General features: G+C 49.7%; 6 protein-coding genes and 1 pseudogene. 2 read left to right on the forward strand and 5 right to left on the reverse strand.

The genetic code is table 11. From position 1 onward, the window contains the following. Positions 1–116 (forward strand): annotated as a pseudogene (locus ABW391_RS29655) (SDR family NAD-dependent epimerase/dehydratase); the annotation flags it as partial. On the opposite strand, the gene ABW391_RS28380 reads toward ABW391_RS29655, so the two are convergent. Then, on the reverse strand, positions 113–1,345 hold the full coding sequence (locus tag ABW391_RS28380) for a glycosyltransferase family protein (protein WP_353485282.1): 1,233 nt from the start codon (positions 1,343–1,345) through the stop codon (positions 113–115). The pseudogene ABW391_RS29655 and the gene ABW391_RS28380 sit on opposite strands and share 4 nt — an antisense overlap. After that, positions 1,335–2,114, reverse strand: a complete 780-nt coding sequence (locus ABW391_RS28385; protein WP_353485283.1) for a glycosyltransferase — start codon at positions 2,112–2,114, stop codon at positions 1,335–1,337. The genes ABW391_RS28380 and ABW391_RS28385 overlap by 11 nt, the downstream gene beginning before the upstream one ends. A 37-nt stretch (positions 2,115–2,151) precedes the next feature. Here ABW391_RS28385 and ABW391_RS28390 point away from each other — a divergent pair, with 37 nt between their 5' ends. Further along, complete coding sequence (locus tag ABW391_RS28390; protein ID WP_353485284.1) at positions 2,152–3,027, forward strand: glycosyltransferase family protein; 876 nt, start codon at positions 2,152–2,154, stop codon at positions 3,025–3,027. Here the strand turns inward: ABW391_RS28390 and ABW391_RS28395 are convergent. The 3 genes from ABW391_RS28395 to ABW391_RS28405 form a co-directional block, all read right to left on the reverse strand. Further along, positions 3,024–3,845 carry a glycosyl transferase gene (locus ABW391_RS28395; protein ID WP_353485285.1) on the reverse strand — a complete coding sequence of 274 codons (822 nt, stop codon included), beginning with the start codon at positions 3,843–3,845 and terminating at the stop codon, positions 3,024–3,026. The genes ABW391_RS28390 and ABW391_RS28395 overlap by 4 nt on opposite strands. Before the next feature lie 115 nt (positions 3,846–3,960). Further along, a complete protein-coding gene (locus ABW391_RS28400; RefSeq protein ID WP_353485286.1) occupies positions 3,961–5,070 on the reverse strand; it encodes a DegT/DnrJ/EryC1/StrS family aminotransferase in 1,110 nt (369 codons plus the stop codon). 10 nt (positions 5,071–5,080) lie between these two features. Continuing rightward, the coding region (locus ABW391_RS28405; RefSeq protein ID WP_353485287.1) for an NAD-dependent epimerase/dehydratase family protein at positions 5,081–5,766 on the reverse strand (686 nt) is incomplete at its 5' end.

Genomic DNA, 5,766 nt, shown 5'->3' on the forward strand with positions numbered 1-5,766 from the left:
GGCAACCAGATATTACCCGCGCTAAGCAGCAATTGGGTTGGGAGCCAACGATTCCTTTGACACAAGGCCTGGACAAGACCATTGCTTACTTCAAGGAACTAGTCGACCGCACTTAGTTTGAAATTGGCTCGGGTGGCGCTGTAAGTCCGGTCAAACTTCGTAATCCTCGCGCAGATAATGCTTCTTCGATTCGGCCCCAAAAGTCGGTTTCGGCAAGTTTCAGTGCTCTCGCTTGTGCGGCTATTTGTCGTTGTTTGAGTTCTACGGGGTTAGAAAGTGCATCCTTGACAACGTGTTCAAGGTTGCTCAGTTCATCAAAGAACCCGAATTGGTCGGGTGCAAAAAAGTGGCGAGTTCTATTACGGTCATCGGTCAGACACAAGCACTGCGCCAAAGCCGCCTCTTGAAGACGAATTTTATATTGCTCACCAGGACCGCCAGCAGCTTGACTGAAGTTAATAGTCATTTGGCTTTGGGCAAGACCGTACATGTAATCGAGATACGACGGCTGATTTGACCGACTCTCATGGTAATCAGTTGTGACATCAGGTCGGTGTGGATTCACGGCGACATTAACTCCGTCAGCACGTAATTGATCAATTAATTGGACTCGGTAATCATAAAGCGCGCCGATGAATGTTAAATCGTATATTTTCTCGGCCCCCGCTACCCGGTCGAGAATGGCCGATGTTGTGGCGCGGGACAAAGGCATTGTCATCGGGCCCGCTTCGATCCGTCCTTTGACCGTGAGCCCTGAAATGGGTTGACATAGTTCAGCCACAAGCAAGCGCGAATTGATTCCCGCGAGCCGTTTGGCTCGAACGCTTAACCACGGGTACGCCCAATCCCACATGACACCAATGAAAACCCCACCCCAATTGTTGGCAAGCATGGTCATTGGGACATCCCACGACCAGGTGTCCGCCTTATTGGGATCGGATTCAATTTGACCGACAACATGGGTGGCTTTGGTGTCAATGATTAACTGCATTAAACGCGCGTGGTAATCAAAATTGGGATCGGATTTATCGGTGGCTAATAGCGTGACGCGCTCAGGGCCTAAAATTTCTTGCAGCGACTGATAAATTTCGAAGAAATGATTTTGCCCAGCCACATGCCAAGTGGGGGCATCTGGCCCGTAATGCGGGATGACAATTACGTGCAAATCGCGTTGTGAATCTTGTGAGGCGATAGTTAACGGCGCTGCGAATTCCGCCAGACTTGGTAACTGCGATTTGACAATTTTGTCACGCTGCCGATTCCACACTTGATAGTGCAGAGTGGGAAATATTTTGTGGAGTGGAGATGTCACCTTGCCAATGAGGGAAACAGGTTTATCGGTCACCTTGTAACCCTCCCTTCACTTTAGCTAGGCAAGTTGTGACAAATCCAACCGCTGTGTTTGTCCACTCTTGCAATTGTTGGACTCCACGTGGTTGGAAAACCGATACCCGTGCTCGGTGGAATTCAGATACTGCAGCCCGCCAATCTTGAGTTGACGCACCTCCTTGTTGAAAATGCGCAATGGGGAAGGGAATGATTTCCGGTGCTGATTCTTTACTCGCCTTGAGCATTAAGTGATAGTCGCTCGTTGTTGGATAGGTTTCATCAAATCCACCCAATGATTTAATGAGGTTAAGTTGCATAACCGTCCCCTGGTGGGACGGAAAGAGTCCTCGGGCAAAAAGCTGTGATCGCTCGGCAGCGTAGGACCATGAAGGCTCAACTAAATCTTTACCCGACGATGAAGTGAAATGCACCCGGCCGTAGGCCCAGTTGGGTGAGCTGGATTGCAGGAATTCGACCAGCCGTGAAAGTACATCCGTATTAAAGAAAGTGTCGCCAGCATTGAGGAACAGAACATAATCCCCTTTGGCCTGTGAAAGGCCGAAATTCATGGCACTAAAAATTCCTTCAGGTTTTTGCCAGTAGTAGGAGAAATCAGATATTCCTGAATCAGTAAGGACTTCTTCCATTGCCGGTGATGAACCATCGATCACTACGAATTGGATGTGAGAAGGGTCGATACGCTGTTGTTCTGCCATTGAATTTAGTGTGTGCCGCAGCCCTGACGGGTCATCTTTAACTACAGTAATCACGGACAGAATCGGCACAGACCGACCCTAACAGGGTGCTGAAGGAGGAGTAGAGGTGTCAACCACGCCAGATCTCTTCCTTGGTCTCGTCACCCACCAGAATTCAGCTTTCAATTCTTCCGGCGAGTCCACCGGGGCATTGGAGGGTCTAGCCCAGCAGTTACGAAGTGCTGGGCTTTTGGTCGAAACCCTGATCAGTGATCGTGATGATTACACCAGTGACAATTTCCCGATTTCAGCAGATTCACTTCGGTCAGCCGCAAAAGCGCAATCCCAATTGGAGCGCGACTGGCGACTTTTCCTGATCTCTCGAGCACAATTCGCTGCACCAACTCGGTTCGTCAAGAGTTTCGCCACCCGGGCCCTGTATCAATTGATGGTGTCGAAAAGGCTTGCTGGCACTAAAGGGGGAGGCGCGGCACAAGCTGCGAAAGCGTATCGGCGACTGCTCAATATCGATCTATCTCATAGACGAATACTCGAAGAAGGAATCAAGTCGGGCGCGTCACTGATCGTGGTTCTAGAAGATGATGCATCCCCATTAACTAGTCAGAAAGTGCAAGCCCTCGCTGATGTGATTCGTTTGGCCCGCACGCAGGGTGTTGACTTCGTTAACCTCTCTGAATCAATTTCAGTTTACGACCTAGGTATTACTCGAATCCTTGATCGGGGAATTGATATTTCGAATGATCAGGGAAGCCGAGTAATAGCACTGGATACCCCGGTCACTAACACCGTATGTGCAAACATTTATGGATCGGATTTCGCGGTTCTCCTCGCGCGTTATTTGAGTGAAGATCGGTTGACCCCGGTGATCCCGATCGATTGGCGATTAAACCAGGTCATGCTGGATCACCCGAATACGCAGTGTTGGTGGGTTCGACCGGGTCTTTTCCTGCAGAGATCAATGCACCCGAGTGGTCGCGATTAATACTTGAGCGAGTAGGGGGCCAGCGGACTGCGCCAATTGTGTCGGTGAAAGTCCAACCAGTCTTTAACGAGAAGCCAGCCAGTTAGCGGCTTAACTTGGGCCTTAAAAGGGATTCCGATTCGTTCCAGTTCCACGAGTGATTCACGAATATCTGTGAGATACGGCCGATACAGAGCGCTGATTGTCCGGCTGGGGAGTCGGTAGGTTCCGACATAAGCACGGTCGCTGGTTGCCAAACGCAATCGGTGAAAATGGTAAAGAACTGCGGAGTCGGGGTCGAAACTTATTGCATTCCAAGGAGCTTGGGTCTTTTCCACCGCCGTGAGAACGTGAACCCGCTCTCCGAACCTTTCTGCCCACCCATCGAGGTATTTCTGGTCTCCGAAGCGGGTTGGTTCAACAATGGCGTAGCACCAATCAAGGCATTTGCTTTGCCAGTCACGGCGGATATCGGTTGAACCCTCGCGGGTGAACGGCATGAACTGAACACAGTAAATCCCGAATTTTAGATTGTTGGCGCCCTCAAGTGCGTAAGCGTGTGGAGTGATCAGTGAATCTGCCGAACCCATCTCCGCCAAAATCAAGTCAGGTGATTTAGTGAACCACACATCTGAATCGACATATGTCACTCGATTTACTTCTGGGGCGAGTTCAAAAACAAATTCAACACTGAATGGCGTGAGGGTCCAGCAGTACTCGGCTATTGACCGTGAGTCTTTAATGGCGAGCAATTCAGGGGTTTCAACCGTTGCAAGCGGAATCAGAGTGATGTGTGCCAGGTGTAAATCGGTTAACGCACGCTCGGTTGTTTCGTCCATGCAAATTACCCATAGGTGAAAGTCTGAGGCTGTTCGCATGAGTGACTTGTGGAGCGCCAATCCATTGGGCAAAAACGTTGAATCAAAAAGTGTTACGAAGTGCTCCGTCATTGATTCATGATCCCGTTGGAGAAAACGAGTTCACCGACGCAATTACATGGTCCAGTTCAGTTTCGGTGAGCTGCGGGTGACACGGAATAGACAAACAAGTGTCCGCATGTCCTCGTGCGTTTGGCAAACCCTGGGGATCCGTTGCAATTCCTGACAACGCCACTTGTTGATCGGCCGAGATGGGGTAGTGAATGAGTGTTTCAACACCAGAGTCCATTAAGTGTTTTTGTAATTGCTCACGGAAGGGGGTTGTAAAAACAAATAAGTGATACACATGCTGCTCAGGACTAAGCGGTGTAGCGAGTAGTTTCACCCACTGGTTGTTGATTTCAGCCTGGTAACGAGCAGCAATCTGCTTTCTACGGGCCGTAAATTCGTCTAACCAATTGAGTCGAACCCGCAATATGGCTGCCTGTAGTTCATCAAGGCGACTATTCATTCCGATTTCAAGGTGTTCGTATCGGTTAACTTGACCGTAGTTTCGAAGCATTCGAGCCTGCTGGTCAATTTTAGAATCATTAGTTACGAGTGCACCAGCATCACCGATCGCGCCAAGGTTTTTGGTGGGGTAGAAACTAAAAGCCCCCGCGATACCGAATGATCCGCAACCGACACCGTTTTCTTGAGCACCGTGGCTTTGGGCGCAGTCCTCAATTAATGCAATCCCATGTGAATCACAAAGCTTCTGCCATGCGGCCATGTTTCTTACTTGCCCATAAAGGTGGACCAAAATAATTGCGCGAGTCTTCTCGTTGATGCAACGCTCAACACTTGCAGGATCCAGTAATGCTGTTTCCGGGTCAATGTCGGCCAATACAGGTGTGGCCCCTGCTCGAATGATCCCCAGAATGGTAGCTACGGCCGTCATAGGAGTCGTGATTACTTGATCACCGGCTCCTATCCCCTGAGTGCGAAGAATGATTTCAAGGGCATCAAGTCCATTAGCGACACCGACTGCATATTGTGCTTTGGAGTAATCAGCCCACTCTGATTCAAACTGAGTGACTTGTTTTCCGAGCACGTAGTAATGAGATGTAAATACCGAAGTGGCAGCCTCTTGCTCGGCGAGCAGGATCTCAGCGGGTTCTTGACTGAACCCATTCATGGAAATCATGGCGTTCTCCTCACTTGTCCCAGTAGTGGGATGCGTTCTCCCGATAAAAATTAAGAGTCTCCGTGATTCCTTCGGTCAATGACACGCTTGGTTCCCATCCGAGTTCCTTGTGGATCAACGTCGTATCAGCGTAGTAGTCACCGATATCAATCTTTTTTCGATCCTCGGGGAAAGGAACGAGTTCGTATTTCGCTGAAGGTTCAAACTCGCAGATCAATTGAGCGAGTTTCTCCAACGAGATGACCTCAGGGCTGCCAAGGTTGAAGACCTTGCCCTCAGCATTAGATGAGCTCGCCGACATTAAAAGTGCATTCACGCAGTCATCAACGTAATTGAAATCGCGCAACTGCTTTCCGTCACCAAAGACTTTGATGGTTTCACCACTGAGTGCTTGCTTAATCCAGATACCCAGGAACGTTTGACGAGCATCTTTGACGCGCATTCCTGGACCGTAAGTATTGGTGAGGCGAAGAGCACACGCTGGAATTCCATAAACATCCTGATAAAGCAGGTGGTACCACTCGCCCGCGAGTTTGTTGATTCCGTTGACATCAACGGGGCGAGTCGGGTGCTCCTCGGTTACCGGAAGAAAATCTGGTTTTCCATAGAGCTGCCGGGTACTGGCAAACACAACTCGAGCGCCCGGATTTTGTCCACGACACGCCTCCAATATCGAAAGCTGCGCGTCTGCATTTA

It is taken from the genome of Haliscomenobacter sp., assembly GCF_040403615.1.
GTDB lineage: Bacteria > Bacteroidota > Bacteroidia > Chitinophagales > Saprospiraceae > Haliscomenobacter.

Excerpts from the sequence above, each read along its gene's own strand:
- ABW391_RS28395 (WP_353485285.1), bottom strand. The coding sequence starts at position 3,845 with ATGGACGAAACAACCGAGCGTGCGTTAACCGATTTACACCTGGCACAC.
- ABW391_RS28400 (WP_353485286.1), bottom strand. The coding sequence starts at position 5,070 with ATGATTTCCATGAATGGGTTCAGTCAAGAACCCGCTGAGATCCTGCTC.